Genomic DNA, 25,143 nt, shown 5'->3' with positions numbered 1-25,143 from the left:
ACATCTTTCCGCTATCAAAAATACGGTGCCACTTTGGTGGGGTCGTAGCGAAGCCAGGCATCGCAACGGGCTCCAGATCTAACGCGTGGGCTAGTTAGAGCAAGAAACCCGTGGGTCAAGGGTTCAAATGACTGCGGTGTTCGCCGCGTCAGGACAAATCCCTTCGGCCCCACTCTTAATTAAGAATAAAACCTGTAAATCCGGGAGATGGTTTCACTACGTTTCATGGTAAATCCCTCACCCCGGCAGGATCTGGCGAAATCCCCACGCAGGCACCTACTTGACGAGCCGGATTTTAGAACGTGGTTTGACAACGTTAAGGTCACACTGAGAGAAAGAATGCTCAAACAGGCTACTGGAAACTAAAACTCTCTGCTGCACCATCTACGAGAGAGATTAGGGTATATTTCGTCACGCCTGACGAGGACGGTACATTAGCTACAAAAGCCCACAAAGAAAGGGCGAGCTATTGTTGAAGTCGATACCGATGGAAGCTACCTATTGAGCAAAGGCAACACAGAGCAAAGCGGAAAAGTAAAGACATTTGATAGGTTTATGTCAGATTTGAAAACTATAGTAGAGCAAAAATACAAATGACATTCAGCAAATCCCAGGAATGCTCGTTCATAGAATAGAGCAGATAACAAATTCTGATCTCACGCCTTTGAGCGACCTACTCCTCACATCAAATTACCGTGCGCTGGATCATCTTAAGTAGGGCTTTGTAGAAATCAACCACGATAACAAGAATATTCGTCACCCTATGCATGTTGTAGCTAATCTTTATAGATGTCATAGTCTATTGTGAATACGAATATTAGTGGTCAATAAAAAAATCGCATCTGATAGTGATTGCAAATTCTGCTTAATTTAGCGTGTATCCAATATGGTTGATTAGAATTGGTAGAGGTTGGAGCAACACTATTAGTCGTATCTGGGACAATTGCTGCGGCACTTTTCTTTGACTTTGTGAATGGTTTTCACGATGCAGCGAATTCGATTGCCACGGTAGTAGGAACTCGGGTTCTAAGGCCCTTGCAGGCTGTCTCAATCGCCGCCACAGCTAATTTCGCCGGGCCATTTGTGTTCGGCACTGCAGTCGCGGCAACCGTGGGCAAGGGGATAATCCAGCCAGAATTTTCTACCGTATTTGTAATTTTAGCAGGACTAATTGGTGCTATCATCTGGGATCTCGTTACTTGGTGGTTAGGTCTGCCCTCATCCAGTAGTCATGCATTAATTGGAGGTCTAGTTGGTTCAGCATTAATTGCCGGGGGTCTCCAGGGAATAGTTTTCTCAGGAATCGAAAGAGTCTTGATATTCATGGTTGTATCACCTTCTGTGGGCTTTGCAATAGCTGCTGCGCTTACTGTTGGCATAATGTTAGCATTCCGTAAATCTTCGTCAGCCAAGGTTAATAGAATATTTGGAAAGTTGCAGATTGCGTCTTCAACGTTTTTCTCGCTTACCCATGGAGCGAATGACGGGCAGAAGACTATGGGAGTAATCACGGCGCTGCTCATCGCTGGTGGTATGCTTGAGACTAAAGGGTTTGTAGTTCCGCTTTGGGTGATAGGTGGTGCCGCGACGGCTATAGCCCTTGGAACATTTTTCGGCGGATGGAGAATAGTCAAAACGATGGCATTCCGTCTGACCAGCCTGAAGCCGTATCAGGGGTTTGCTGCTGAAACCGGTGGAGGTGCAATCCTAACATCGATGGCGTGGCTTGGGGTACCAGTCAGCACGACGCATGCGATTTCTGGTGCCATAATGGGAACTGGCTCTACCAAGAGATTCTCCGCGGTAAGATGGGGATTGGGAAGAAGAATAGTATACGCATGGTTGATAACGATACCTGCCAGCGCATCTCTCGCCGCGGCTTCACTGCTCTTAATGAATGTTATCGGGATCCATTAAGCTTCTTTATGCACTGGTCGCAGCACCGTTTAAGAAATGCAACTTCTACTATGCCTTGCACAAAAACATCGTGCGAGGCTCTTGCCGTCTTGCAAAGATCGCATGTAATGATATCAAGTTTCTTGATTGAATCGGAAATCGGGCTTACGCTAATTACTTCAAAGTTGGTTAATGATGAGACTGGGACCCCCACAACCAAGGTGCTGCGGAATTACCATAAGAACACTTGCTACGTATTCTATATAGACTATATGGTAGCCAAGGTACACGGCGAGCGTCTGGCTACACAATAACTGCCTTCATATATTGAACCGTTCTATTCTAGGCTGAATTCGAATTGGGACGAGGATTGATGTCATGGCTTCGATCGAACGAGAACGAAATAATAGACTCGCTGGAATCACAAGGAGAAGTCTTGATAAAGTCAGTTAACACCTTGGTTGAGTTATTGAATGACTATGGCAAACTTCAAGAATTAAGCACGAAGGTAGAGGACTTGGAACATGAAGGAGACAAGATTACTCATTACGTTTACGTCCTCATTGACAAGACCTTCGTGACGCCGCTTGACAAGGAAGACATTTCAGCTCTTACAGGTGAGATTGACCAGATAATAGACTACACTGACAGATTCATTGGAACGCTCATACTGTTTGACATTAAGGAACCAACAGTATACATGAAAGAGCTGGCAAAAATGCTCCTATCGTCGTCACAAGAGATTTACTTCTTAGTAAAAAAACTGCGAGGATTCAAGAATTCAAACGAGTTAATCGAGCACTGTCATAACATAAGCCAGTATGAGCATGAAGCAGATGTGATCTTCAGAACAGCTATCGCAGACCTATTCAAGACAAACGATGCAATTCACATAATCAAGATGAAAGAAGTTTATGAAATACTTGAAGGTGCTCATGACAGGTGCGCAGACGTGGCAGACGTGTTCGAAGACATTGCTCTTAAATATGGATAATGTTAGCCGAATATCATTCATGTGCGCAGGATCCTGCTTTTTCAGGAACTTGAAAAGCTTCTTCTGCTTAGCTTTAAGGAATGCACCGCGTTCCCTATAGCTTTGAACGGGGGGTATAAAGTTTAAGACACTGAACGCCGCATCCAGTCTATGGTCGACAAGAACCCTGCAGCGACTGATTTCATGCTGTGGCCGCTGGTGGCGGGAGAAATGGCAATGTCCGCGTCGCTTTTTGCGGCAAGGATGCTCCAGATAGGTCTGGAATCGGCAGACACCGCTGTCGCAAAATATATCGAGCTGACCGAGCAGGAAATGAAGCGCGCGCAAAAGCGCGAGAGCGTCAAGGTCGAGTGACCTTTCTCAGGCTCTTGTTGTAGGCAAGCCCGAACCTGTGTGCCTCGTCCCTTGCGTGCTGCAGCATCCTGAGGGCCAGGCTCCTTCTTGGCAGGGCGAGCGGCTCTCTCGCTCCTTGCTTGTAGATCTCTTCGTTTTCCTTAGCAAGCCCGATGCAGGGCAGGCTTGATAACCCAATGCTTGCCAGCGCGCCGGTGGCTGCCGCAAGTTGGCCCCTTCCGCCGTCGATGACGACTAGGTCTGGCACGCCGCCTGCCAAATAGCGGCGCCGAACTATCTCGCCTATCATCGCAAAGTCGTCCTGGCACTTTACAGTCTTTATTCTGAACTTGCGGTAGCCATCTTTGTCGGGTTTTCCGTTTGCGAACCTGACGCTTGAGCCGACAGCTATTGCGGTGCCCAGGTTGGACACGTCAAAACAGTCTATTACTTCGGGCATCGACGAGAGCGCAAGCGCCTTTCGCAGCTCTACCACTGCAGGGGCATAGCCTCGTTCGACATACATGGCCAAATTGCGCATTACAAGCTCCATCAACCTGTGGCGCTCGCCTGTCTCCGCCCCGGCTATCCTGACCCTGTGCCCTGCAAGTTTTTCAAGCGACGCCTCTAGGATTTCTTTTGAACCGGGCTCCTCGCTTGAGTATATGACGTCAGGGATGGCCGGCGACGACGAATAGTACTGCAAGAGAAACGACGAGAACGAGTTGTCCGCCACGGTGTCAAACTCGAATTTCTTCCGGTCCGAGATGACGCCCCTGCTCCTCTTTAGCGCCATTACGTGGGCCATACCCTTTCTTGCATCGCGCACTATGCCGACGTACTCTTCGTCGGGGCTCCTAGTGGCCTTCTCCATCTTTTGCCTTATCCGGAGGTTGCTCAACCGGTAAAGGGTGTCGCGGATCTCCTTGGCACGCTCGTAGTCGCCAAGGTCCGACGCGTGCTTCATTTCAATTTCCATTTCCCGCGCAAAGAGGTCGACGCTGCTCTTTCCTTCCAGTATCTCGCGCAGCGCGTCAACGCCTTCCATGTACTTTCCCCGCGTGACGTTTGCGATGCATGGCGCGTCACAGTTCTTGATGAAGTACTGTAGACACGGCACCTTTGGCAGCCGGTTGCAAATCCTGACCTTGAACAGCTTGCGCAGGAGGCCCGCCGTAAGATACTTCGAACTGCCGCGCACAAATGGCCCGTATATCTTGCCTTTTGGCCCTTGGAACTCGCCGTTTCTGTTCCTGCGGGCGACGAGCAGCCGAGGGAACGGCTCGTCTGAAATCTTCAGGTAAGTATACCTGCTGTTGTCCTTGAGCTCTATATTGAACGCCGGCCTGTAGCGCTTTATCAGGTTGGATTCGAGCAGGAACGCCTCAATCTCGTTGTCGGTAACCACAAACTCGAAGTCTGCTATCTTTTCGACAAGCCTTGCGGTCTTTGGATCTAAATCGCGCTTTGCAAAATACGAGCCGACACGCTTGCTCAGGTCCTTTGCCTTGCCGATGTAGATTATTATGCCCCCGTCGTCTTTCATCAAATAGACTCCTGGCTCGCGGGGAATCCTCTTTTCGCGAAGGACCGCGGCCGTTAGAGTCATTGCTTGCGCCGCACCAGCTTTTGGTCGACTGCCAGCTTGGGTTTTAGGTACTGGCCGGTGTAGCTCGCCGGGTGCTCGCTTATGTTTTCCGGCGTCCCCTCCGCGACTAGCCTTCCTCCGCCCTCGCCCCCCTCAGGCCCAAGATCCACTATCCAGTCTGCCGAGGCTATCACGTCCAGGTTGTGTTCTATCACTATGATGGTGTTGCCAAGTTGGACGAGTCTCTTCAAAACATGCAGGAGCTTGCTCACGTCGGCAAAGTGCAGGCCGGTCGTCGGCTCGTCAAGGATGTAGACGGTCCTGCCGGTGTCACGCTTCGAAAGCTCTGCCGCGAGCTTGATCCTCTGCGCTTCGCCCCCGGACATCGTGGTGGCCGGCTGGCCCAGACGCAAGTAGCCCAGGCCTACGTCGTTCAGGGTCTGCAGCTTTTTGGTTATCGACGGTATGTTGGAGAAGAACTCCAGCGCCTCTTCAATCGTCATGTCCAGCACATCGGAAACGGTCTTGCCCCTGTACTTTATCGCAAGGGTCTCGGAATTGTAGCGCCTTCCCTTGCACTCGTCGCACGTGACGTATACGTCTGGCAGAAACTGCATCTCTATCTTTTTCACGCCCCCGCCCTCGCAGGCGTCGCACCTGCCCCCCGACACGTTGAACGAGAACCTGCCGGCGCTGTATCCCATCTCCCTTGCCCTGGGCGTTCTTGCAAACAGCTCGCGAATTGGCGTAAAGGCGTTCACATAGGTGGCGGCGTTTGACCTTGGAGTCCGGCCTATGGGCGACTGGTCGATGCCTATCACCTTGTCGACGTGCTCTGTCCCCGACAGGCGGTCGTGCCTGCCTGGCCTCTCTTTTGCGCCAAAAAAGTGCGAGGCAAGGGCGTTGAAAAGTATGTCGTTTACAAGCGTCGACTTGCCCGAGCCCGATACGCCTGTTACGACTGTCATGCAGCCCAATGGAAATTTAACATCGATCGATTTCAGGTTGTTCTCCGAGGCGCCGTGCACTGTCAGCCATTTCGCCGGCTTGATGCGCTCACGCGCATGCGCGACGACCTGCTCGCCCCGCAAAAACGCGCCCGTAACAGAGTCGCCGTTTGACATGATGTCTTCGAGCTTGCCGCTTGCGACTATCTGGCCACCGTGTATGCCTGCGCCCGGTCCGATGTCCACCACCCAGTCAGAGCTCCTGATGACCTCCTCGTCGTGCTCAACTACAATGAGCGTGTTGTCAAGGTCGCGCAGCTTTTTCAGGGTATCTATGAGCCGGGTGTTGTCGCGCTGGTGCAGGCCAATCGTGGGCTCGTCGAGGACGTACAGCACACCCGTGAGGTTTGAGCCTATCTGGGTCGCAAGCCTAATCCTCTGTGACTCGCCTCCGGAAAGAGTGGCGCTCATCCTGTTCAGTGTCAAATAGTTGAGCCCGACGTTGCGCAAAAATTCCAGCCTTGAAATTATCTCCTTGAGTATTGTTCGAGCGATAAAGCGCTCGGTATCAGTCAAGTTGACTGAGCGGAAAAAGTCATAACACGCGTCTATTGACAGGTCGCACACTTCCATTATCGACCTTGCGCCAATTTTTACCGCAAGGGCCTCTTCGCGCAGCCGCCTACCGTTGCACCGCTCGCAGGGGCGCTCGCGCATGAACTGCATGAGGTCCTCGCGTTTGCTTTCTGATTCAGTCTCGCGGTAGGTGCGCTCAAGGTTTGGTATCACGCCCTCAAAAGTTCCGCGGTATTCCCACCTGCTGTCTGAATGCTTCGACTCGTACCTGAAGTGGATGCGTTCGTCAGTACCGTACAGGATTACTCCAAGCTGGCGCTCTGTCATCTTGGAAATGGGAGTCGCAAGGTCAAAGTCGAATTTGCGGCCCACGTCTTTTAGCATCGACGCGCGGAATGTTGCAAAGTGGCCTGTCCACGGCCTGATGGCGCCTTCAAGTATGCTCTTTTGCCTGTCAGGTATTATCAGCTCTGGATCGAATTCTATCTTTATCCCGAGGCCGTTGCACTGGGAACACGCGCCGAAAGGCGAGTTGAACGAGAACGTGCGGGGCTCTATCTCGCCTATGGAAAGCTCGCAGTGGGGACAAGCGTTCTTTTGCGAAAACATCGAGTCGTTGCCGTCGATCGAGACTACTGCCGTGCCGTTCCCAGCCTTGAGCGCCGACTGTATCGACTCAAAGAGCCGGCTCTTTTCCTCGGCCGACGGCTTGAGCCTGTCGACTATGACTTCAATGGTGTGCTTTTTCTGCTTGTCAAGCCTGGGCAATTTCGGCTTTTCCTCGTCTTCGAGGTTTGTAATCTCGCCATCGAGCCTTATTCGGGAATACCCCTGCTGCTTCAGTTCCTCGAACAGCCTTTCGTACGTGCCCTTTTTCGCCTGCACGACAGGCCCCATCACCATCACGCTCTTGCCGCCTGCCATCTTGAGTACCGACTCTGTTATGGAGTCTACTGACTGGCTTGCGATCCTACGGCCGCACCGGGGGCAGTGCGGCATGCCTATCCTCGCATAAAGCAGGCGTAGGTAATCGTAGATTTCAGTGACCGTGCCGACTGTCGAGCGGGGGTTCTTACTCGTCGTCTTTTGCTGTATGGATATCGCCGGCGAGAGCCCGTCTATCGAGTCAACGTCGGGCTTGTCCATGAGCTCGAGGAACTGCCTTGCATATGCAGACAACGATTCGACGTACCTCCGCTGGCCTTCCGCGTAAATCGTGTCAAACGCAAGAGTCGACTTGCCAGAGCCGGAAAGGCCTGTGATGACTACGAGCTTGTTCTTCGGAATCTCCAGGCTGACGTTTTTCAGGTTGTGCTGCCTGGCCCCGCGGATTATTATTCTGTCATGCATCAGGACACCTCCGCGACGGGGTTGGGGTCGCCTATTACCTTCTTTATTTTCGCAAGCTTTTCCCTGTACATTATGGCCTTCTCAAATTCCAGCTGCTCTGCGTATTTCTTCATCGTGGCTTCGGTCTCTATCGCAAGGCGCAAGAGGTCGCGCCGGGCCATAGATTTTGTCTCGACCGCGTCCGAGATTTCTGCCGACGCGCTTTCCGGAACAGGCTTTACAATGGTTCTGGGCGTTATCCTGTGGCGCTTGTTATACGCAAGCTGCCGTTCCCGCCTGCGCTGCGTTTCATCAGTCGCTTCTTTCATCGACCGCGTCACGGTGTCAGAGTACATGATGACCTGGCCGTCGACGTTGCGCGCTGTTCTTCCAAACGTCTGGATTAGGCTAGCGGTGTTGCGCAAAAAGCCCTCCTTGTCCGCGTCAAGTATCGCCACAAGTGAGACCTCGGGTATGTCAAGGCCCTCGCGCAGGAGATTGATTCCGACGATCGCGTCAAACTCACCCAAGCGCAGCTGACGGATAAGCTCCGTTCGCTCCAGGCCCTCTATCTCTGAGTGTAGGTAGCGCACGCGTACCTCGTTCTTTGCGAGAAACTCTGCCAGGTCTTCTGCCATCCTCTTTGTCAGAGTCGTGACAAGCGTGCGCTGGTCCTTCTTTGCCCTCTTCTTTATCTCTGCAATCAGGTCCTCCATCTGGCCCTTGGTCGGCCTCACCTCGACCTTGGGGTCAACAAGACCTGTCGGCCTCACCAATTGCTCCACGACCTGCCCGCTTGACTGCAATTCGTACTGGCCCGGCGTTGCAGATACGAACACGACGTTTTTCAGGTACTTTTCAAACTCTGCGAATTTCAGCGGGCGGTTGTCAAACGCGCTTGGCAGGCGGAACCCGAAATCAATCAGAGACTTTTTGCGCGTCCTGTCGCCGTTGTACATGCCATGCAGCTGCGGAAGCGTGACGTGCGACTCGTCAATGACAAGTAGAAAGTCATCGCCGAAAAAGTCAAGGAGGCAAAACGGCGGCTGCCCCGGCGCCCTACCATCAAGGTGCCGGGAATAGTTCTCGATGCCCGAGCAGTAGCCGAGCTCTTCTATCATCTCAAGGTCGTATTTCGTCCTGGAGGCGAGCCTCTGTCTCTCCAGCTCCGAGGGCAGGTCCGGCAGCCAGTTTTCAAGCTCATGCCTTATCGAGTCGATTGCGCGAAGTCGTGATTCGTCGGCAGTTATGTAGTGCTTGGCGGGAAATATTCTGACGGCGCCGGCGTCGCGGATCTTTTTCATGCTCACATGGTCGTGTATGCTTATGCGCTCTATTTCGTCGCCAAACATCGCTACCCTAATGATGTCGTCAGAGTAGCCCGGGATTATGTCAATCGTGTCGCCCTTTACACGAAAAGTCCCGGGGACAAGCGCCACGTCGTTTCGCTCATAGCGGGCCTCTATGAGGCCGTGGACGAGCACCTTGCGTTCTATGACCTCTCCCTTCTGCAGCGCGATGGATGTTTCCTCCCATTCTCTTGGTGAGCCCAGAGAATAGATACACGACACGGTTGCGACGATGATGGTGGGCTCGCCGGACATCAGCATCGCAGTCGCTTCAAGGCGCATCCTTTCTATCTTTTCATTTATCTCCGTGTCCTTTTCAATGTACGTGTCAGTCTGCGGCAAATAACTTTCAGGTTGGTAATAGTCGTAAAAGCTGACAAAGTATCCGACGTTGTTTTTCGGGAAAAACTCCTTGAACTCTGCGTAGAGCTGCGCCGCAAGCGTCTTGTTGTGCGAGATGACAAGCGTGTTCTTGCCAGAGCGGGCGACTAGGTTTGCAATGGTAAAAGTCTTGCCGCTCCCAGTGACGCCAAGCAGAGTCTGCCGACCTCCCTTTCTGACCCCGTTTACAAGCTTCTCGATGGCTTCCGGCTGGTCCCCTGATGGCGTGAAAGTGTCTGAGATTGAAAAGCTTCTCGGGGCGGAGAGCAAGGGAACTTTAATCTCAAAAACGCGCATATATTGTTACTCTTGACGTAAATGTACCATAATTTTCGTGTAACAAGCACAAACTGGCAGGCTTCGGCACGCCATATTGTTTGAACACCTTTCCCGGGTCCTGAGCTAGCCTGCGCGCCCAAAGTCGTCTTCGAGCCTGACTATGTCCTGCTCGTCGAAATTGCCAAATGATACCTCGAGCACTATGCCGTCCGAATCAAGTCCCTGAAGCCTGTGCTTTGTACCAGCAGGTATCTCGAACTCGTCTCCCTCGTTGCCGGTTAACATCTCGTCGCCAATTTGGACGCTGAGAGGCCCGCGAATGACCTTCCAGAATTCTTCTCGCTGCTTGTGGTATTGTAGGCTGAGCCTGCTAGACGCCTTGACGTACAGGAGCTTGACAGAGCAGGTCTCGTTGTGTGCAAACTGCTCAAACCTGCCCCACGGTCTGTGCTCTATTTTTTTTGTCATCATTATTTTTCACCGCAAATCAGATGCCTGCGATCAACTCTGCAAGCTGCGGGCTCTTGATTAGTCATCGCAAAACAAATTCTAAAGTGTTTTGCGCGCCGGGGTCTCCTTTCTGGCATCATCGGGAATACACCTTGGCAGCGCATCAAAGTAGATAAACTTAAGTTCTTGTGAATTATTTCATAAACCTGACAACATGGCGAAAAAGAGCACAAAGTCCAAGAAAAAGACTAGCAAAAAGAAGTAATAACCGGGCCTGACGGCTCGTTATTTTTTTTGAAAATTAAAGTCTTACGGCTCCGGTGCGTTTAGGCCAGCAAATCTTTTCTCTGACCTCCGCCAATATACAGTATGGTCGAACAGGCAAGCAGGGCCCAGTTCCTATCGTTCCTGGAGCAAGAGGGCCTGAGGGTAGACAGTCTGGTGGAAGGCGCGGTGGAGGTGGCCGAGGAGGTCCATTCCGGGCTCATGCGGGAGGATGAAGAGTCGTCGTTTCTTGAGACGCACACGTGGCCAGTCGCCATGGACGTGGTCAGGCATTACAGGGCAAGTGGCCGAAACATCACCGGCGTGGAAGTGGCGTCTGCCATTCTTCACGATGTGATGGAAGACGACGAGCGCATACTGAACCTTTACGAAGCAAAATCGTACGGCTTTGACGCATACATGCGGTATCGCTTTGGAAGCCGCGTCCACAAAATTGCAAGCGAGCTAAGGATAAAGCCGCTTGACAACTTTTCCGGCAGGACTGCCGACGACAGGGTCCGGGCGCGCTTTTGGGATTATTGCGACCTTTTGCTAAAGGCAGATTATGACGTCAAGACGATAAAGCTTGCAGATAGGATCAACAACATGGAGTTCATCGCAAAGGTGCCGGGGCACGCCAAGTCCAGGCGCTACCTGCGCGAGGCCGAGGACTTTTACCTTGCATACGCAATGATCCAGCCAAAAATGCCCGAATTTTACAACAGCATGCGCTCTTGCTACGAAGAATTGAGGTCTGCAAGCAAGATAGTTACCGTATAATTCATTCAAAAACCATTTAAAGCCACTACATGGAACTAAAGGGTGCAACTAGATGTCAAAGCTCAACATCGCAGTTATCGTTAAACTCGAGCCAGACTTTTCTGAAGGCAACGTAAGTTACAACGCCGACGGCACCCTGAACCGCGCCGAGACAAAGAGTATACTCGGCCCGCACAGCGCGGTTGCTTGCCAAGCCGCGTTTTACGCAAAGGTGAGATTCGACGCAAGGGTGGGGGTTGGCACAATGGGACCGCCCAGCGCCGACTCGGCGCTTGCTCAGGCGCAGGCGATATGCGACGCCGACGAGCTGCACCTTTACAGTGACAGGCTCTTTGCAGGGGCCGACACCCTTGCCACCGCCGAGACTCTACGTGCCGGCATCGCTAGGATGGACGGCAAGATGGACATCGTGTTGTCGGGACACAGGGCCTCTGACGGGGAGACAGGGCAGACCGGACCTCAGACTGCGTGGAAGCTTGGCTTTACTTTCCTTGGACACGTCATCGATTACGATATTGACATGGACCGGCGAGTCGTGCGTGCAAAGAGGCTGGTCGCGCTTCAAGGCTTTTACGACATCGTTGAAGAGGTGGAGGCGCCCTTGCCGGTATTCATGGCAGTCGACCCGTCATACAAACCTCATTTCAATACGGTCTCGCAGCGCCTCGCCCACGAAAAATACCGAGAGGAGGCACAGTCCCGCGTCGCAAACTACAAGCAGTATCTGAAAATGTTCAACGCGCAGGAACTTGGAGCCGACCCGAAAATGGTCGGCCTGCCCGGCTCGCCTACCATAGTGTACAGGGTGGAAAAGATACCAAAGGCAAAGGCAAGCAGAAAAGCCGAGGTCGTCGATGGCTCGAATAGAGACGAACTGCGCAGGGTCGCTTCAAAAATCTACGAAGTGCTCGGGGGCATGGTCATAAAATGAGGTACGAGCACCTTTACGTTATCATAGAGCACGACGGGGGCAGGCCGGTGCCAGTCAGCCTTGAGATGCTGGGCGAGGCTCGCCGCCTGATGGATGGCTACAACAACAAATACAATGCTGATGAAAAAGTGGTTGCAGTAGTCCTTGGCAACAACGTGCGCAAGCTCTGCGACGATCTAATATTCTACGGCGCAGACGCCATCATCTACGCGCAAAGCCCGGAGCTGGAGTACACACGCAACTTGGTGGACACCAAGGTCATCAGCCAGATTGCGACAACTAGGGACCTGGTCCTGAAATTCGCGCCCAAGTCAACCGACTTTGCAAAGCCCCGCTACATGTTTTTCTCGGCAGACAACATCGGCCGGCAGCTTTCATCAACAGTGATGGCGGAGCTTGACTCTGGCCTTGCGTCGGACATCAACAAGCTGGTCATAAGCGACCTTGAGATCGTGCACCAGCACAAGACAAAGGGGCAGGCGCAGGTGTACGAGCGCACACTTGAAATGTACAGGCCGGACTTTTCAGGCTTTTTGTGGACCACCATTCTGTGCCTTGACAACCGCAACCCCGACATTGCAAGGGACTACCACCCGCAGGCCTGCAGCATAATACCTGGCGTGTTTGCCCCGCTTGTACGCGACGAATCAAGGAAAGGGATCGTAGTCGACTATCTGCCATCGTTTGAGGCGCGGGATCTGCAGGTGAAGATAATCAGCAGGAAAATAGTCAAGAGTGCCGTCGACTTTGACAGCAAAAAAGCCGTCGTCAGTTTTGGTAGAGGGATAAAGAACGCGCCGGAGGAAAACATTAGGCTTGTGGCTGAGCTTGCAAAAGAGCTGGACGCAGAGGTGGGCGTTTCTCTCCCGATATCGAAAAAGCCGTACGCGGTGAGCGAGGGCGCGAGCTCGACTTACATGGTCCCTGACAGAGTGATAGGCACTAGCGGCCGCAAGGTCATTCCACTTCTGTATATCGCGGCAGGAATCAGCGGGGCGATGCAGCACCTTGCTGGAATGAAAGAGTCGGAATTTGTGATAGCGATAAACCCGGACGAGGACGCGCCGATAAGGGGCGAGTGCGACATGTTCATCAGGGGGAGGATGGAGGACGTCATCCCGGCGCTGCTGGAGGAATTGCGGGCGCTCAGACCGAAAGTGGAGGCTAGGAGATGACGGAGCGTTACGACATCGCGATAATTGGAGGTGGCTCTGCCGGCCTTGCGGCGCTCAAGAGGCTTGCTGACCTTGGCAAGCAGGCAGTCCTGATAGAAGCGGGCAGGCAGGTGGGCACCAAGAACGTCTCTGGCGGAATACTGTACTCAAAAAAGCCAAAACAGGGCAGGACGAACAACGTCGAGGACCTGTACGAGAATTTCGAGAAAGAGGCGCCGGTCGAGCGCAAGATAACCAAATACATACTTCACGCAGCGTCAAAGGACAGGGATTTTGCCATGGACCTTACAAAGGCCCACGAGTACCAGGCCAACTTTGGCTACTCTGTCCTGCTCAACAGGCTGAACTCTTGGTTTGCAAAACAGGCACGTGAGGCCGCAGAAAAGCACGGCGGCGGTATGGTCACCGGTGTGCACGTCCGGTCAATAGGTTGGAACGATGGCCGCGCATTTATCGAGACTGACGAACTGCAACCTTTTGAAGTAAAAGCCGTTATAGCTGCTGACGGCGTCAACTCGGAAGTAGCCGAGATGACGGGCGCAAGGGAGAAGTTCACGCCAGAGCAGCTGTACCAAGGCGTCAAGGTCATCGTCAAACTTCCAGAGCAGATACTCGAGGAGCGCTTCGGCATAGGGCCGGAGGAGGGCTCGGCGCACCTGTTTGCCGGCGACGTGACGCTGGGCCACATCGGCGGCGGCTTTGTCTACACAAACCGCGACACGCTGTCCATCGGCGCCGTTTATCATTTTGACTCGCTTGTGGAAAAGCCTGCCGAGCCGTCGGCGCTTGCAAACGCGCTGTTGCAAAATCCACTCGTGTCCGGCATGATAAGGGACGAGGTCGCGGTAAAGCAGGAGATAGATCGCGACCTTCCAAAGGAGGAGCAGTTGCGCGCCAAGTTTGCGGTAAGCAAGCTGGTAAAAACGTGGAACGATTTACGCGACGCCTATCACTCGCCGGCTGCAAGGAGCAAGCTGGTCGAAAGCGGCAAATACAAATCAGACGAGGAGATAAAATCACGGCTTGATTCTGTAAAGGCCGACCTTGAGACAAAGTACGGAACCAAATTCGTGGACGACTATGTCGAACTTGAATACTCGACAAAGCTAGTCCCGGACGGCAAGCGCTGTGCGATGAAAAAGCCGTACCACAGAAACATACTCTTCGTTGGCGACGCGGCCGGCAGGGGAGTCTTTATCGGGCCGAGGATAGAGGGCCTCAACGTAGGCATTGACGACGCAGTTCGCGCCGCTGAGGCAGTCGCAAAGGCAATAGACAAGAACAATTTTGGGCCAGAATACATGGGCGAGCAGTACGCGCAAGATGTGGACAAGAGTCCCTACACGCGAGACATGCGCGAGATTGACAAGGACTATTTGAAGACGTTCCTAGACGCGGCAAAGGATGTGCCAAAGGACATCGTGGGCCAGCGTTACGGCGTGGTATTTCGACTGATGTCGTCAAGCGCTTTCAGAGGACTTGCGGTCGGGCTTGCCAACATTCTTGGCTACGATAAATTACTGCCACTAGTCGAGTCCGAAGAAACCTACGTGCAGGTGCCAATCGAGATAGCAGAGAGGCTCGGCAAGCTGGTGGCCAAGACATACGAGCCTAAAATACCGACTGTTGCCGAGCGCGTGGCCCGGCTGAAATACGACGACGACAGGCAGTCACACATTAGGGTGCTCGACCCAGAATCAGAATTCATGAAAAAGCTGGTCACGCTGTGCCCCACGAAATGCTACAGCTTGGAGGACGGCAAGGTGATCTTACAACACGAGCCCTGCATCGAGTGCGGGACGTGCGCCAAAGAGACAGAGTGGCGCCACCCACGCGGTGAGAAGGGCGTCATCTACCAGTACGGCTAGCTCTTCCACTTTATCGAGCAGCCGATGGAAGGGTCAAAGTCATTCTCTATCTTTTTGCCAGACAAGAGCGCCCTGATATTGTTCTCCATCACCGGGACTGTCGGCTTGGCCTCCGGCTCCATCGCGTCGTTTATCCTGCCGTGGAACATCAGTTTTCCACTGGCGTCAAGCAGGAAAGGGTCCGGGGTGCACATCGCGCCGTAGGCGCGAGCGACCTCCTGGCTCTCGTCTATGAGGTACGGAAAGTTGACGCTGTACTGTTTGGCAAACCTGACCATGTTGTCAAAACCCTCGTCCTCGTAGTTCGGGTCGTTGCTGTTGATGCCTATTACCTGCAGTTCTGACGGACTGAACCTCGACTGCAGTTCCACCATCTCGCCTATCCTTGCCTTGACAAACGGGCAGTGGTTGCACATGAAAATGACGAGTGTGGATTTGCTCTTGTAATCGGAAAGCGAGTGCGACTTGCCGTCGACACCTTTCAAGGTAAAAGCAGGGGCCTGCATTCCTGTCTTGAGGACCACAGGGGATGAGAGTGTTCTTGCCATGCTTTTGATCACCTGCCAGACATTATATCTATTGCGACACGATGGGAAAATCCTAAATCGCGGGGGTCCTTTTCACATGTCATGAGATTTGTCCTAAGGGCAGTCATATAAGCCGAAGTAGGCAACAGGATGGTCAAGGATCGGAACTTTCTTGCCAACATGGAAAACTACATCAAGGCAAATAACGACGCAGCGTCGTATTTTCTGGAACTAGACGGCGACAAGACGGTGGTGTTCATAATGGACGTGTCAGGCGTCGACAGATACCGGCAATAGCACAGCCGCTGTTCATGTTGGGCGCAAAGGTAGAGGTCAACCCCGCGATGACCTTTGAAGACCTGAAAAAGAGCATTGCAGCCGCGCAAGGGAAAGGGAAAAACAGCGGAAATGGGAAGTCGGGGGCCTGCGCTAACGTATTATAACGCGGGCCCGTGACGTACCTCATGTCGATAGACGAGATACTCCAGCTGCCGCAGCGCAAGCTGGTTGTCGCGGAAAGCGACGTGTCGCTTGACAATAAATTAAAAAACGAGATCTTTGTGCTGATGGTTGAAGAGTCGAGGGGCTCTGCGGGCGGCCGCGCGGCCGGCTCGGGGAACAGGAAGATAAGCAAGGTCTACGGTTTTTCCTGCGACGGCGCATGCAGCAAGATCTTTGAAACAGACGACCCGCAACAAGTCGAGCTGTTTGACATACCGTATAGCGCGGTGGCGATGGACATCACGCTTTCAAACGGCCAGCCGTACGTCGTGCAAGGGATTATCGACTCTGATTTCATAGCAGGTTACAAGGCAATCGTAGGTGGCGGCCATGTCTGACGAGCAGCGGATAGAAGAGACAGCGTCTGCAATAGAGGACCTGCTATACATGGGGGCGATAAGGCTTGAGCGAGAAAAGGCATTGCTGTCGCCGCAGTTTTCGCTCGTCGCTACAAACGTCATGGAGAGTATGAAGCTGAAAGCCGACGAGAAAGGCGATGTGATGAAGCTGATGTACTATTCACTCCTCATATACATGAACGAGTACCTGAAGGTGCCAAAGGCCCTGACGTTGACCTTTGGAAACGACATGGAAAGCCACCGCGAAAGCATGGAGTCAGGCACGCTCGTCACCACCTACGTCGCGGTGCTGTCAGAGGTCTGGTCGCAGAACAGATCATAATTACAGCCGTGCGCTTTCTTGTTCATGGCCAGCAAGACCTCTACCATTAGACAGGTCCACTTTCCCTGCAACTCTCGAAGATGTCTATGACGCCTACATGGACGCAAAAAAGCACGCAAAATTCACGGGTGGCAAGGCGAGGTGCGACCCGAGGGTGGGAGGGAAATTCTTCGCCTGGGACGGCTACCTCATCGGGAACAACATCGAGCTTGTTCGAAACAAAAAGATAGTGCAAGAGTGGCAGACAACCAAGTGGCCAGAAGGGTACTGTCCGTCGACGCTCGAAATCACGCTTGCCAAGAAAGGCGGCACAGAGTTGACAATGGTCCACACAAAGGTTCCTGCAGGACAGGCCGCAGATTATCGACAGGGTTGGGTTGGCTATTACTGTGAGCCTCTGAAAAACTACTTTCAAAAGACATGATTTTTAAACCAAAGAAGGCTGACTGCACGTTGCATTGTACGTTCGGTCGCTCAAGCCCCAGCTGATAGAATCAATCAAGGTCATACGCAGGGAGCCAAAGGGCAAGGTGTGGCTTGAGGCCTACGGCTGCTCAGCAAGCATGGCGGACTCTGAAATGATTGCGGGGCTGCTAAAGAGCGCCGGCTATGAAATCGCGCAGAGCAAGAAGGAAGGAACGCTGAACCTCATAGTCACTTGCTCTGTCAAGGACACAACTGAGCACAAGATGGTGCACCGCATAAAACAGCTGAGCAAGTCTGGCAAGCCGCTTGTAGTAGCCGGCTGCCTGCCAAAGGCGGACAGGGCGCTTGTAGAGTCGCTCAATTCCGACGCGTCGTTGATGGGGCCGCATTCCTTGGACAGGTCTGCTGAAGTGGTTGCCTCGACGCTTTCTGGAAACAGGCTCGTCGCGCTTTCAGATTCAAAAACAGACAAGGTCAACATACCCCGGGTCAGGATAAACCCGGCAGTTAGCATAGTCGAGATTGCAAGCGGTTGTCTGAGTGAATGCACTTTTTGCCAGACCAAGATGGCAAAAGGCGTACTCCGAAGCTACCGCCCAGGCGACATCGTAAGGCAGGTAAGGCAGGACGTAGCAGACGGGTGTAGGGAGGTCTGGCTCACGTCGACCGACAGCGGGTGCTACGGACGGGACATGGCTTCGGACCTTGTAGAGCTGTTGCAGGCATGCTGCGAAGTCGACGGCGACTTTAAGATGAGAGTAGGCATGCTCAACCCGCAGTACATGCCCGGCATGATCGCGAGGATGGTTGATGTCTATGATAAAAACGACAAGCTCTTCAAGTTCGTGCACATGCCGGTGCAGAGCGGAAGTGAGCCAATATTGAGAAAGATGAAGCGCGGCCACACCGCGAGGGTGTTTGCCGACGCGGTGCACGCTTTTCGCGAAAAGATGCCCGACTTTACGGTATCGACTGACATCATTGTGGGCTTTCCAGGCGAGACCGAGGACGACTTCCAGCAAACACTTGACCTCTTGAAGGAGACAGAGCCGGACGTAGTCAACATCTCTCGTTACAGTGCAAGGCCCGGGACAGAGGCGACACGCTGGAAGGGCAGGGTGAGGACAGACGTCGCAAAAGAGAGGTCAAGGCGCGCGACCGCCCTTGTGCGAAGGATTGCAAAAAAGCGCAACTCTGCTTGGCAGGGCTGGGAGGGCGAGGTAATAGTCAACGAGGTGGTCAAGGTCTCCCAGGGCAGGAACTACGCCTACAAGCCGGTGGTGCTCGAAGAGCCTGCAGAACTGGGTGCAAGAATCCGCGTCAGGGTTCATGATTTTTCCAGCTTTTCGCTCAAGGCTCGCGCGATCCTGCAAAGCTCAAAATAGTTAAACCACCGGCGGACCGCCGGCTACCTCCAAAGCTTTTTAACTTTCGTCGGCTACTGACGACGGGGGAGTTCGGGGTAGCATGTATGATCTTCAAATTTCAAGTCCAGTACTGGTAGTGGGCATAGGTGGCGCCGGCGCAAAGCTTGCACGAGAGGCAAAAAAGGCAATCGAGTGTGACTGCCTCATCGTGAGCAACGACAAGCGCGACCTTGGCGACGAGAACTCTGTTCTCGTCAATTCCGGCAAGTACGTCAATCCTTCCACGCTCAAGCTGAGGTCGTTTGCTCAGGGCAAGGCCGACCAGCTGAGGTCCAAGATGGAAGGCTTTGGGACGGTCATCGTGATGGCAAACCTGGCAGGCATGGCCGGCGCGGCCATGGCGCCCATTGTATGCAGCCTGGCAAAGGACGCCGGGACCCTGATAACTTTTGCAGTCATGCCCTTTGGCTTTGAGAAAGACAGGTTATTCAATGCCGGCGTGACCCTGAGGCGCGTACGCGACGCGTCGCACTCCACAATAGTCATAGACAACGACGCCTTCCTTGACAACAACTCCGAGTTGTCGAAGGAAGAGTGCTATTCTCTCACAAACAGCGCGATAATCGGCGTCGTGTCGGCGCTCTCGTCGCAGGGTACAAGGTCGGACATGAACATCTTATCCACCAGCAAGCCGGGCGACTCTGAAACTTCACTCAGGGACTCTATCTCGATGCTTTACCAGGATGTCGCCGGCACGGACGCCATCAAGCGTGCGGTGCTTTACGTCATGGGAGGCGACAAACTCTCAATATCTGCCCTGAATCAACTTGTTTCGTACGCAAGGGGTATCTTCAAGGAAGAAGGGACAACTGAAGTTGCGATGTCGTCGCTCCAAGCAGGCGCCGGCGTGAGGGTCAGCCTCGTGGCGTCGGCGCCGCAAAAAACGCGGTTTGACTCATACGACCCGCTCGGCGAGATAATCCCGATGGACAGCCACCTTGACTGGGACGAGCCCGATTCGGCACCCGAGATCCAGCTAGCAATTCCGGTAATCGAATAGGTTATTATAGCAAAACCGGCAAGCAAGCGGCGTTGGAAATTACCTGCGGCTGCCGGTGCATCGTTTGCAAAAGCCAACGGCTTGCCGGCAACAGTTTCAAGGCTGCTGACGGATACACCGACATCCACCACACATGCAAGGACTGTGGCGCCCACTTTGATCACCTCGACGGCACAACGTTTGAAAAATGCGAGATGTGCCACTTCAAGATTTGAACGAATCAGTCAGCTTTTTGTGGTAGCTGCTCATGCATGGCTTGGTCTCCTCAAGCCTGACTTCTTTCATCTTCTTTTTGTCATAAACAGTCTGCAAAAACCTGTAACAGACAGGGCAGACGTCTATCATTTACTGCTTCTTTGTTTCAGCCGGTTCTTCTGCTTCAGCTTTGACTTCAGCCGGCTTCTCTTCTACCTTTGTTTCAGCCGGCGTTTCTTCCGTCTTTGCCTCAACAGGCTTTTCCTCGACCGCCGGCACTTCCACTGTCGGGGCAGGAGCCGATTCTACCGGCTCTTCAAACAGCGAAACTGTCACGACGTCATCATCGTCCTTAACCATCTTTACCCTCACTTTCCTTGGCGGGTTTGTCTTGCCCCGTGCCCAGACCTGCCTGTTCAGGTCCTGGTCGAGCTTGACCTCGCTTGACTTCATGTGCTTCTCAGCAAACTCGCGGATAATGTTGACTACCCTGTCGGTCCTCTTGTACTCAGGCGTGATCCACGCCCTGCCAAGGTTGATGGTGTAAACGCGTGTAAGGTTTTCTTCTATGGACATATTATCACCTAGCCGACGTTCACGTCAGACCTGCGCCAAGCCCTGCGCTTAGGGTTGGTCCTGACCTTCCTCTTGGTCCTGATGATTATCCACGCAGGAACCGGCTGGTTCTGTCTGGTCTTTTTCATCAGTCGCTTCTTGCGCGACGTGTTCTTACGCGCGGCCATGTACGTTTCATGGATTCTTGTAGTCCGCCTTTTAAGTGTTGGGCTATTTCCTCATCCGGAACAGCACGTACACTATGACAAACGGAAACGCCGCAGGTATGAACGCGAACTCGCCCAGAAGCGACGAGAGGGCTATCGCAAGGCCGAGGTACAGCGTTATTCCTGCCGGCACCATGCCAAAGATTATGAACCTGTGGCTCCTCAGCTTGAACTTCTCGATGTCGGTGTAGGGGTACTGCATGTGGTGGTAAATGACCGGCATGACAAAGAGCGATATTGCCACCGTTATGGAAAACACGGCTACGAGCAGGGCGACCATGTTGACCGTGCCGAAATTGTCAGGGGCGGTGACGGTCATGTTGAGAAGGAATCCAAACAGTATGCCAGAGATTACAACAAGAATTGAGCTCTCCCTTAGCACCGTGCCGTAGTCCCTAACAAGGTCGTCGCGCTTGTCTTCCAACGGCTCTACTGCGCACCGCGCTCTAAGAAGCTTTGCGATTGCACTGCAATGCAGTGCTACTTGAAAAGTCCGGACTCTACAAGCGACTCTGTCGCGGCAAGCAGTCTCTTGACGTCAGACTCGTCGTGCGCATACGACATGGCGCCCATCTTGGTGGGTAGGAAGAATATGTCGTGTTCTGCCATGAGCGCTAAGTGGTATTTTGCAAGCAGCGCTCTGTCAGAAGTCGCAACGTCCGTCGCGTCTGCGATCCTGCTTCCTGCGAAGTGGGTGAGGAAAAGCGAGTTTGTGCCGGTGACTTGGCATGGGATCTTGGCGTCAGCGAATATTTTTGTCAGGCCTTTCCTTGCCATCTGCCCCAGCTTGTCTATCTTGCCGTAGACTTTCTCGTTCTTTGCCAGAAAGTCAAGCGTGGCCTTGCCGGCAACCATCGTTGCCGGGTTTGCAGAAAACGTGCCGCCGCCGATCGCGCACCTGGTCTCCTTGTCGCGCCTTGACACGGGGTCTGCAAGCGACATTATTTCCTTATTTCCACAGACTACGCCGATGGGCATGCCGCCCCCGCATATCTTGCCGAGAGTGAAAAGATCGGGCTCCAGCCCATACTCTTTTGTGGCGCCTTTGAGCGACAGCCGAAAGCCGGTCACTATCTCGTCGAGTATGAAAAGCGCGTCGTTCCTTCTGGCAAACTCCTGTAGGCCCTTCAGGTATCCGCCGGCCGGAGGGATACAGCCGGCTCCGCCCAGAAAAGGCTCTATTATGATACAGGCAAGGTCGTCCCTGATATTCTCAAGTACCTTCAGCGACGCCTCGAGGTCGTTGAACGGTATGGATTCAACATGCTGCCCCTCATCCTGCACGAGGCCCGGGCCCTCATCGGCCTCAAATGGGTAATTGACAGTCTGCATGAGAGTCGTGTTAAAGCCGTGCCAGCCGCCTATCGCCTTTGCTATCACGCGCCTGCCCGTCTTTGCCCTTGCGAGCCTGACCGCGTACATCGTTGCTTCGGAGCCGGTGCTGCAAAAACGCATGCTCTCTGCTACAGGCATAATCTTTTGTATCGTCTCTGCAAGCGCGACGCTTGCGTCGTTTGCGACGCCGTACAGGGTGCCGTTTTTCACCTGCCTTGCAAGCGCCGTGGCGACTGGCGCAGGCGAGTGCCCGAGTATAAGCGCCCAGTGGCCCATCCAGTAGTCCGTGTACCTATTGCCATCCGCGTCGTGCAGGTACCTGCTCTTTGCGCCCGTTGCAAAGAACGGATAGGGTTCAAAATAGCGGATGTTGTGGCTGATGCCGCCGGGAAACAACTTTTGCGAACGCAAAAAGAGGTGCCTTGACTTAGTTGTCCTTTTCTGGTAGCGCCTCAGGTAATCGCCATAATCCACGGCAAGTTGCATATGGAAATTACGTATAAGCCTTTGTTTCGCTGCGTTTAATTGCCCAGACACTTTTTGATATGGCGATGAACTGCATAAGGTGCCTCCACACCCACCAGGCGCACACCGACTCGGCTACTTGCGATTCGATATTGAAGGTGGGCAGGTGCTCAGTGCCTGGTTGCGACTGCGAGCAGTACGCGGACAAGATTGAAACTATAGACGAAGACCTGCTCTAGCCGAGGTTCCTAAGTGACGGCGGTATCTGCGCCTCTTGGGGGGTTATGTGGGGCTTCGCCGGAAAACCGTACTGCTCCCTCAGGGTTTCCTGCTGATTACGCAGCACATCGTCAGAGAACTTGGGGCCTATATATCCAAACCCGACCCAGAGAAGGAAGATGATCGCAAGCGAGACGCCCATGACAAGTATGGACCATGCGACACCGGTCATCTGGTACCCGCCCGATGGCTTTTCCTGGTGAGCGCACATTGACATCTCTATTTGGAAATGAGGCTTTTTAAAGGTATTCGCTTTTTAAAAGTAAAATAACTGCAATAGGATGTAAGCCATAATGATAGAGGAAAAACTGTCATCGCTTGGCATAACGCTGCCGTCACCGCTTGCGCCTGCCGGCTCGTACGTGCCAGTTGTAGTCAGCGGCAACCTTGCGTTTGTAGCCGGCCAGATACCACTAGAAGCTGGACAGGTTAAATTCAAGGGCAACGTGGGCAGGGACCTTCCGGTAGAGGCCGGCCAGGAGGCGGCAAGGCTGTGCACGGTAAACGGCCTTGCGCAGCTAAAAGCCGTGCTTGGTAGCCTTGACAAAGTGAAGCGAATCGTAAAAGTGACGGGCTTTGTCAGCTGCGGGCCGTCGTTTGCCGACCACCCCAAGGTCATAAACGGCGCGTCCGATCTTTTGGTGCAGGTGTTTGGGGAAAAAGGCAAACACGCAAGGGCAGCCGTCGGCGTCAGCAGCTTGCCCCTTGCAAGCGCGGTGGAAGTCGAGTTTATAGTCGAGGTCTAGCTTATCCTGGCGTCAAGGGCCTTGACAAATTCGTCCAGCTTGGCCTTTGGCACAACTGCTCCGCAGGCCTTGTCGTGGCCGCCGCCGCTCCCACCAAGCTCTGTTGTTATCTCGTTCACGAGCCGGCCAAGGTGCACCTTGCACTTTTTTGACCCTCGTATGGAAACGACGTACGAACCGATGTCCTCCTTCAGCTTGTAGACCATCGCCGCCGGCTTGCCCGACGAGCCCAACACGAAATTCACGACCATGCTGGACGACAGGTCGACGGTGCTTGGCGCGTGCGCAAGGTTCTGCAGGGTGATGATGCCTCCCTGTATCGTATCGACTGCACCTGCCACCTTTTTGGTGTATTTTTCTGCGCGCTCAAACCCGTCCTTGACATCGTGCGGATACTTCATCCTGGCAAGCGTGTCCACTATTCTCAGCAGGAAATCGTCGTCCTTCTGGCTCGCCGATATCATATACGAGGTGGCGGTTGCCTCGAGCATCAGAAACTGCCTGTCGTACCTGGACACTATTGCGCGCGCTTTGGGTTTCGTTTCCATGTAGTCGGTGAGCGCGCCCATCGCCGCCAAGAACGCGGCGTGCGCAGGCAACATTTTCCTGTACTTGCTGTACACCTGCACGCTAGTACATTCCTTTATGGTGTGGACAAGCCTTACCTCCGCTTTTTTCAATGCTTTTTTGGTCGCCGGCGAGATGTCGTGGTGGTCTATGTATGTCACGTCGGCGTCCTTGGCTATTTTTCCCAGAATTTCCGCGAATTTTTCCTCGTTTCTCTTTGACAGCCCGAGGTCGCACACGAACAGTTTTTCAATCTTTTTCTCCGCCAGCCTCTCAAGCCGGGGTATCAGCGACGGGTAGTCTGAAAGTATGATCGAAGTCGCGTTAAAAGCGGCCTTGATAAGCGCAGCCGATGCAATTCCGTCGACGTCCTCCTTGTGGGACATGCACACTATTTCCAAAACACAATAGCGCCTGCTACCCGGGATTAATAGTTTGAGAAAAAGAAAAACGCGGACCGCCGTACAGAGGAAAACAGAAAACACGTCGCAACAGTGGCTTCACGCGTTCTTTGCGTGTTCCGAGGCTGTATAGATGCGTCCATGGCAACGGTGCCGATGGCTATCCACCAAAACCGGTTGCTTGAACAATCCGGTTCAAGTGCGTTGGACTATTGGTGATGGCAGGCTGAACACCTCGCCGAAGCTTGGTGCGTACACCTCCATTCCATCAACGCCATCTTCTATGGCCGCCCTTCTCCTTACGGAAGGCTGTCTTTTCTCGGGAAAGGCTTCGTCCTTAGATGCTTTCAGGACTTATCCTAAGAAGCTTAGCTGCTCAGCTTGCCCTGTCGGACAACTGATAAACCAGAGGCTTCGCCGCCCTGTTCCTCTCGTACTAGGGGCGACTTCCCCTCAGACAACCACGCCCCTGTCAGGCAGAGACCGACCTGTCTCACGACGGTCTAAACCCAGCTCACGTTCCCCTTTAATGGGCGAGCAGCCCCACCCTTGGCTCCTGCTGCAGAACCAGGATGGGAAGAGCCGACATCGAGGTACCAAACCGCGGGGTCGATGGGAGCTCTCGCCCGCGACGAGCCTGTTATCCCTAGGGTAACTTTTCTGTCACCACC

The 25,143-nt window shown here is 53.5% G+C and carries 29 protein-coding genes, 1 tRNA gene and 1 rRNA gene; 18 read left to right on the top strand and 13 right to left on the bottom strand.

Features of this window, described 5'->3' with window-relative positions:
• The first annotated feature begins 38 nt into the window (after positions 1 to 38).
• From VGA14_RS05360 to VGA14_RS05345, 5 genes are all read left to right on the top strand, one after another.
• Positions 39 to 172, top strand: a tRNA-Trp gene (locus tag VGA14_RS05360).
• Positions 173 to 395: 223 nt separating this feature from the next.
• Positions 396 to 476, top strand: a complete 81-nt coding sequence (locus tag VGA14_RS09595; protein WP_349257139.1) for a hypothetical protein — start codon at positions 396 to 398, stop codon at positions 474 to 476.
• Positions 477 to 900: 424 nt separating this feature from the next.
• Complete coding sequence (locus tag VGA14_RS05355) at positions 901 to 1,917, top strand: inorganic phosphate transporter (RefSeq protein WP_331002721.1); 1,017 nt, start codon at positions 901 to 903, stop codon at positions 1,915 to 1,917.
• 352 nt (positions 1,918 to 2,269) lie between these two features.
• The gene (locus tag VGA14_RS05350) at positions 2,270 to 2,890 is read left to right on the top strand and encodes a DUF47 domain-containing protein (RefSeq protein ID WP_331002720.1); all 621 of its coding nucleotides are present in this window, start codon (positions 2,270 to 2,272) and stop codon (positions 2,888 to 2,890) included.
• A gap of 150 nt (positions 2,891 to 3,040) precedes the next feature.
• Positions 3,041 to 3,244 (top strand): hypothetical protein, encoded by a 204-nt coding sequence (locus VGA14_RS05345; RefSeq protein WP_331002719.1) that lies wholly within the window; start codon positions 3,041 to 3,043, stop codon positions 3,242 to 3,244.
• Here VGA14_RS05345 and uvrC read toward each other — a convergent pair.
• The 4 genes from uvrC to VGA14_RS05325 form a co-directional block, all read right to left on the bottom strand.
• Entirely contained in the window at positions 3,231 to 4,832 is a 1,602-nt protein-coding gene (gene uvrC / locus VGA14_RS05340; protein WP_331002718.1) for an excinuclease ABC subunit UvrC, read from the bottom strand. The genes VGA14_RS05345 and uvrC overlap by 14 nt on opposite strands.
• Positions 4,829 to 7,684 (bottom strand): excinuclease ABC subunit UvrA, encoded by a 2,856-nt coding sequence (gene uvrA / locus VGA14_RS05335; protein ID WP_331002717.1) that lies wholly within the window; start codon positions 7,682 to 7,684, stop codon positions 4,829 to 4,831. The genes uvrC and uvrA overlap by 4 nt, the downstream gene beginning before the upstream one ends.
• A complete protein-coding gene (gene uvrB / locus VGA14_RS05330; protein WP_414690229.1) occupies positions 7,684 to 9,690 on the bottom strand; it encodes an excinuclease ABC subunit UvrB in 2,007 nt (668 codons plus the stop codon). The genes uvrA and uvrB overlap by 1 nt, the downstream gene beginning before the upstream one ends.
• Positions 9,691 to 9,795: 105 nt before the next feature.
• Positions 9,796 to 10,143, bottom strand: coding sequence for a phosphomannose isomerase type II C-terminal cupin domain (locus tag VGA14_RS05325; RefSeq protein WP_331002715.1), 348 nt, complete (start codon positions 10,141 to 10,143; stop codon positions 9,796 to 9,798).
• A 348-nt stretch (positions 10,144 to 10,491) separates the two neighbouring features.
• Between VGA14_RS05325 and VGA14_RS05320 the strand changes: the two genes are divergently transcribed.
• From VGA14_RS05320 to VGA14_RS05305, 4 genes are read left to right on the top strand one after another with little or no spacing between them, the layout of a single operon-like run.
• Positions 10,492 to 11,166, top strand: a complete 675-nt coding sequence (locus VGA14_RS05320) for an HD domain-containing protein (protein ID WP_331002714.1) — start codon at positions 10,492 to 10,494, stop codon at positions 11,164 to 11,166.
• A gap of 52 nt (positions 11,167 to 11,218) precedes the next feature.
• Entirely contained in the window at positions 11,219 to 12,097 is an 879-nt protein-coding gene (locus VGA14_RS05315; protein WP_331002713.1) for an electron transfer flavoprotein subunit beta, read from the top strand.
• Complete coding sequence (locus tag VGA14_RS05310; RefSeq protein WP_331002712.1) at positions 12,094 to 13,272, top strand: electron transfer flavoprotein subunit alpha/FixB family protein; 1,179 nt, start codon at positions 12,094 to 12,096, stop codon at positions 13,270 to 13,272. The genes VGA14_RS05315 and VGA14_RS05310 overlap by 4 nt, the downstream gene beginning before the upstream one ends.
• Positions 13,269 to 15,140 (top strand): FAD-dependent oxidoreductase, encoded by a 1,872-nt coding sequence (locus tag VGA14_RS05305; protein WP_331002711.1) that lies wholly within the window; start codon positions 13,269 to 13,271, stop codon positions 15,138 to 15,140. Before VGA14_RS05310 ends, VGA14_RS05305 begins: the two co-directional genes overlap by 4 nt.
• On the opposite strand, the gene VGA14_RS05300 is transcribed toward VGA14_RS05305, so the two are convergent.
• Positions 15,137 to 15,688 (bottom strand): thioredoxin family protein, encoded by a 552-nt coding sequence (locus VGA14_RS05300; protein ID WP_331002710.1) that lies wholly within the window; start codon positions 15,686 to 15,688, stop codon positions 15,137 to 15,139. The genes VGA14_RS05305 and VGA14_RS05300 overlap by 4 nt on opposite strands.
• A 129-nt stretch (positions 15,689 to 15,817) precedes the next feature.
• Between VGA14_RS05300 and VGA14_RS05295 the strand changes: the two genes are divergently transcribed.
• The 7 genes from VGA14_RS05295 to VGA14_RS05265 all read left to right on the top strand — a co-directional run bounded on the left by VGA14_RS05295 (position 15,818) and on the right by VGA14_RS05265 (position 19,917).
• Positions 15,818 to 15,964, top strand: coding sequence for a hypothetical protein (locus VGA14_RS05295; RefSeq protein ID WP_331002709.1), 147 nt, complete (start codon positions 15,818 to 15,820; stop codon positions 15,962 to 15,964).
• Between the two features lie 167 nt (positions 15,965 to 16,131).
• Positions 16,132 to 16,506 carry a hypothetical protein gene (locus VGA14_RS05290; RefSeq protein WP_331002708.1) on the top strand — a complete coding sequence of 125 codons (375 nt, stop codon included), beginning with the start codon at positions 16,132 to 16,134 and terminating at the stop codon, positions 16,504 to 16,506.
• Positions 16,499 to 16,849: a hypothetical protein gene (locus tag VGA14_RS05285; RefSeq protein ID WP_331002707.1), complete on the top strand. Its 351-nt coding sequence runs from the start codon at positions 16,499 to 16,501 to the stop codon at positions 16,847 to 16,849. Before VGA14_RS05290 ends, VGA14_RS05285 begins: the two co-directional genes overlap by 8 nt.
• The gene (locus tag VGA14_RS05280; RefSeq protein WP_331002706.1) at positions 16,746 to 17,273 is read left to right on the top strand and encodes an SRPBCC domain-containing protein; all 528 of its coding nucleotides are present in this window, start codon (positions 16,746 to 16,748) and stop codon (positions 17,271 to 17,273) included. Before VGA14_RS05285 ends, VGA14_RS05280 begins: the two co-directional genes overlap by 104 nt.
• 82 nt (positions 17,274 to 17,355) lie before the next feature.
• A complete protein-coding gene (locus VGA14_RS05275; protein ID WP_414690230.1) occupies positions 17,356 to 18,660 on the top strand; it encodes a tRNA (N(6)-L-threonylcarbamoyladenosine(37)-C(2))-methylthiotransferase in 1,305 nt (434 codons plus the stop codon).
• A gap of 82 nt (positions 18,661 to 18,742) precedes the next feature.
• Positions 18,743 to 19,702, top strand: coding sequence for a hypothetical protein (locus VGA14_RS05270; protein WP_331002704.1), 960 nt, complete (start codon positions 18,743 to 18,745; stop codon positions 19,700 to 19,702).
• Positions 19,703 to 19,734: 32 nt separating this feature from the next.
• Positions 19,735 to 19,917, top strand: coding sequence for a hypothetical protein (locus tag VGA14_RS05265; RefSeq protein ID WP_331002703.1), 183 nt, complete (start codon positions 19,735 to 19,737; stop codon positions 19,915 to 19,917).
• Here the strand turns inward: VGA14_RS05265 and VGA14_RS05260 are convergent.
• Genes VGA14_RS05260 through VGA14_RS05240 form a run of 5 tightly spaced genes read right to left on the bottom strand, consistent with a single transcriptional unit; the run spans position 19,907 to position 22,488 of the window.
• On the bottom strand, positions 19,907 to 20,047 hold the full coding sequence (locus VGA14_RS05260) for a hypothetical protein (RefSeq protein ID WP_331002702.1): 141 nt from the start codon (positions 20,045 to 20,047) through the stop codon (positions 19,907 to 19,909). The genes VGA14_RS05265 and VGA14_RS05260 overlap by 11 nt on opposite strands.
• Positions 20,048 to 20,473 (bottom strand): 50S ribosomal protein L31e, encoded by a 426-nt coding sequence (locus VGA14_RS05255; RefSeq protein WP_331002701.1) that lies wholly within the window; start codon positions 20,471 to 20,473, stop codon positions 20,048 to 20,050.
• A gap of 8 nt (positions 20,474 to 20,481) precedes the next feature.
• Positions 20,482 to 20,640, bottom strand: coding sequence for a 50S ribosomal protein L39e (locus tag VGA14_RS05250; protein WP_331002700.1), 159 nt, complete (start codon positions 20,638 to 20,640; stop codon positions 20,482 to 20,484).
• Between the two features lie 43 nt (positions 20,641 to 20,683).
• Positions 20,684 to 21,103, bottom strand: a complete 420-nt coding sequence (locus tag VGA14_RS05245) for a DUF6328 family protein (RefSeq protein WP_331002699.1) — start codon at positions 21,101 to 21,103, stop codon at positions 20,684 to 20,686.
• Between the two features lie 56 nt (positions 21,104 to 21,159).
• Positions 21,160 to 22,488: an aspartate aminotransferase family protein gene (locus VGA14_RS05240; protein ID WP_331002698.1), complete on the bottom strand. Its 1,329-nt coding sequence runs from the start codon at positions 22,486 to 22,488 to the stop codon at positions 21,160 to 21,162.
• 77 nt (positions 22,489 to 22,565) lie between these two features.
• On the opposite strand from VGA14_RS05240, the gene VGA14_RS05235 reads away from it, so the two are divergent.
• Positions 22,566 to 22,718, top strand: a complete 153-nt coding sequence (locus VGA14_RS05235) for a hypothetical protein (RefSeq protein WP_331002697.1) — start codon at positions 22,566 to 22,568, stop codon at positions 22,716 to 22,718.
• Here the strand turns inward: VGA14_RS05235 and VGA14_RS05230 are convergent.
• The gene (locus tag VGA14_RS05230; RefSeq protein ID WP_331002696.1) at positions 22,715 to 22,969 is read right to left on the bottom strand and encodes a hypothetical protein; all 255 of its coding nucleotides are present in this window, start codon (positions 22,967 to 22,969) and stop codon (positions 22,715 to 22,717) included. The two genes, VGA14_RS05235 and VGA14_RS05230, sit on opposite strands and share 4 nt — an antisense overlap.
• Positions 22,970 to 23,051: 82 nt before the next feature.
• On the opposite strand from VGA14_RS05230, the gene VGA14_RS05225 reads away from it, so the two are divergent.
• Positions 23,052 to 23,504, top strand: coding sequence for a RidA family protein (locus tag VGA14_RS05225; protein WP_331002695.1), 453 nt, complete (start codon positions 23,052 to 23,054; stop codon positions 23,502 to 23,504).
• Here the strand turns inward: VGA14_RS05225 and VGA14_RS05220 are convergent.
• Positions 23,501 to 24,463: a DHHA1 domain-containing protein gene (locus tag VGA14_RS05220; RefSeq protein ID WP_331002767.1), complete on the bottom strand. Its 963-nt coding sequence runs from the start codon at positions 24,461 to 24,463 to the stop codon at positions 23,501 to 23,503. The two genes, VGA14_RS05225 and VGA14_RS05220, sit on opposite strands and share 4 nt — an antisense overlap.
• A 201-nt stretch (positions 24,464 to 24,664) precedes the next feature.
• Positions 24,665 to 25,143 (bottom strand): 23S ribosomal RNA (locus VGA14_RS05215); the annotation flags it as partial.

Source organism: Nitrososphaera sp., assembly GCF_036397675.1.
Taxonomy (GTDB): Archaea; Thermoproteota; Nitrososphaeria; order Nitrososphaerales; family Nitrososphaeraceae; genus Nitrososphaera.
This window is presented reverse-complemented; position numbering and strand designations above follow the sequence as displayed.

Bases quoted from the DNA above. Each gene is read 5' to 3' on its own strand.
- VGA14_RS05325 (WP_331002715.1), bottom strand. From the start codon at position 10,143: ATGATGACAAAAAAAATAGAGCACAGACCGTGGGGCAGGTTTGAGCAG.
- VGA14_RS05345 (WP_331002719.1), top strand. From the start codon at position 3,041: ATGGTCGACAAGAACCCTGCAGCGACTGATTTCATGCTGTGGCCGCTG.
- VGA14_RS05225 (WP_331002695.1), top strand. From the start codon at position 23,052: ATGATAGAGGAAAAACTGTCATCGCTTGGCATAACGCTGCCGTCACCG.
- VGA14_RS05260 (WP_331002702.1), bottom strand. From the start codon at position 20,047: ATGATAGACGTCTGCCCTGTCTGTTACAGGTTTTTGCAGACTGTTTAT.
- VGA14_RS05230 (WP_331002696.1), bottom strand. From the start codon at position 22,969: ATGTGCGCTCACCAGGAAAAGCCATCGGGCGGGTACCAGATGACCGGT.
- VGA14_RS05250 (WP_331002700.1), bottom strand. From the start codon at position 20,640: ATGGCCGCGCGTAAGAACACGTCGCGCAAGAAGCGACTGATGAAAAAG.
- VGA14_RS05295 (WP_331002709.1), top strand. From the start codon at position 15,818: ATGGTCAAGGATCGGAACTTTCTTGCCAACATGGAAAACTACATCAAG.
- uvrC (WP_331002718.1), bottom strand. From the start codon at position 4,832: ATGACTCTAACGGCCGCGGTCCTTCGCGAAAAGAGGATTCCCCGCGAG.
- VGA14_RS05320 (WP_331002714.1), top strand. From the start codon at position 10,492: ATGGTCGAACAGGCAAGCAGGGCCCAGTTCCTATCGTTCCTGGAGCAA.
- uvrA (WP_331002717.1), bottom strand. From the start codon at position 7,684: ATGCATGACAGAATAATAATCCGCGGGGCCAGGCAGCACAACCTGAAA.
- VGA14_RS05315 (WP_331002713.1), top strand. From the start codon at position 11,219: ATGTCAAAGCTCAACATCGCAGTTATCGTTAAACTCGAGCCAGACTTT.
- VGA14_RS05300 (WP_331002710.1), bottom strand. From the start codon at position 15,688: ATGGCAAGAACACTCTCATCCCCTGTGGTCCTCAAGACAGGAATGCAG.
- VGA14_RS05350 (WP_331002720.1), top strand. From the start codon at position 2,270: ATGTCATGGCTTCGATCGAACGAGAACGAAATAATAGACTCGCTGGAA.
- VGA14_RS05285 (WP_331002707.1), top strand. From the start codon at position 16,499: ATGTCTGACGAGCAGCGGATAGAAGAGACAGCGTCTGCAATAGAGGAC.
- VGA14_RS05255 (WP_331002701.1), bottom strand. From the start codon at position 20,473: ATGTCCATAGAAGAAAACCTTACACGCGTTTACACCATCAACCTTGGC.
- VGA14_RS05310 (WP_331002712.1), top strand. From the start codon at position 12,094: ATGAGGTACGAGCACCTTTACGTTATCATAGAGCACGACGGGGGCAGG.
- uvrB (WP_414690229.1), bottom strand. From the start codon at position 9,690: ATGCGCGTTTTTGAGATTAAAGTTCCCTTGCTCTCCGCCCCGAGAAGC.
- VGA14_RS05305 (WP_331002711.1), top strand. From the start codon at position 13,269: ATGACGGAGCGTTACGACATCGCGATAATTGGAGGTGGCTCTGCCGGC.
- VGA14_RS05235 (WP_331002697.1), top strand. From the start codon at position 22,566: ATGAACTGCATAAGGTGCCTCCACACCCACCAGGCGCACACCGACTCG.
- VGA14_RS05270 (WP_331002704.1), top strand. From the start codon at position 18,743: ATGTATGATCTTCAAATTTCAAGTCCAGTACTGGTAGTGGGCATAGGT.
- VGA14_RS05290 (WP_331002708.1), top strand. From the start codon at position 16,132: ATGTCGATAGACGAGATACTCCAGCTGCCGCAGCGCAAGCTGGTTGTC.